The sequence below is a fragment of the Kitasatospora sp. NPDC101235 genome, assembly GCF_044767505.1.
In the GTDB taxonomy this organism is placed as follows: domain Bacteria; phylum Actinomycetota; class Actinomycetes; order Streptomycetales; family Streptomycetaceae; genus Kitasatospora.
Genome location: NZ_JBIWNZ010000091.1, coordinates 1 through 1237, shown reverse-complemented (window position 1 = coordinate 1237; position 1237 = coordinate 1). Strand labels below are relative to the sequence as shown.

The window sequence follows — 1237 nt, the reverse complement described above, 5'->3', positions numbered from 1 at the left end:
TGAAGTTCCACCCTGCGGTTGGACAGCCCGATACTGGGACGGATGGTCCCGGAGGAAGCAGTCCAGGTAGTGAGTGGCAAGAGCAACATGAGCAAGCGGTACACGGCTGAGTTCAAGCGGGACGCGATCGCGCTGGTACGGTCCTCGCCGCATCGGAACGTCACCGAGATCGCCCGGGAGCTGGGGGTCAGCCCCGAGGGCCTGCGGGGCTGGGTCAAACAGGCGAAGATCGACGAAGGGGACGGCCCGGCGGGCGCGCTCACGACGGCCGAGCGGGAGGAGCTCGTGCGACTGCGCAAGAGGGACCGGGAACAGCAGCAGACCATCGAGATCTTGAAAAAAGGTCTCGCCTTCTTCGCGAAGGAGACGATGAAGTAGGCACCGTGTGCCGTTTCATCGATGCGGAGAAGGCCACCGAGGACAACCCCGGGGGCTACAGCATCGCCCTGATGTGCCGTGTCATGGGCGTCAACCGCTCCACCTACTATGCCTGGCTCGCCGGTCGGCCGGCGGCAGCCGTGCGTCAACGGGCAGAGGACGAACTGGCGGAGGAGATAAGGGAGATCCATGCCTCCTCGCGCGGAGCCTACGGCGTCCCGCGCGTGCATGCCGCACTGCGGCGCAAGGGCCACGCGATCAACCGGAAGAAGGTGGAGCGGATCATGCGTGAGCGCGACATCCGAGGCGTCAGCCGCCGCAAGCGCCGCCACCTGACGAAGCAGGACTCCAAGGCCGCCCCGGCCCCGGACCTGGTGGGCCGCGACTTCACCGCGACGCGGCCCGGAACGAAACTCGTCGGCGACATCACGTATCTGCCCACGATCGAGGGCTGGTGGTACCTGGCCACCGTCATCGACCTGGCAACCCGCGAGGTGGTCGGCTACGCGATGGCCGACCACCACCGCGCCGAGCTGGTCACCGATGCCCTGCGGATGGCCGCCGGCCGCGGCGGCTTGCAGAGCGGCTGCATCATGCACACCGACCGCGGAAGTGAGTATACGAGTGGTGAATTCCGCAGGGAGATAAGGAAGTTGAATCTGAGGCAGAGCATGGGACGAACCGGCATATGCTACGATAACGCCGCAGCCGAGAGCTTCTTCGGCTTGCTGAAGGCGGAGATCGGCACCACCGTCTGGGAGAGCCGCGAGGCCGCCCGAGCCGACGTATTCCACTTCATTGAAGTCGAATACAACCGCACCAGGCTCCGCAAGCACCCTGAGTTCGGATACCTCACCCC

Annotated in this window: 2 protein-coding genes; both read left to right on the top strand. The window is 65.6% G+C overall.

Annotated features, from left to right (window positions below):
* The first annotated feature begins 69 nt into the window (after positions 1-69).
* Entirely contained in the window at positions 70-378 is a 309-nt protein-coding gene (locus tag ACIRRH_RS43940) for a transposase (protein WP_396541271.1), read from the top strand.
* Between the two features lie 5 nt (positions 379-383).
* Positions 384-1237, top strand: an 854-nt coding sequence (locus ACIRRH_RS43935) for an IS3 family transposase (RefSeq protein WP_403079110.1), incomplete at its 3' end; no start/stop codon positions are given.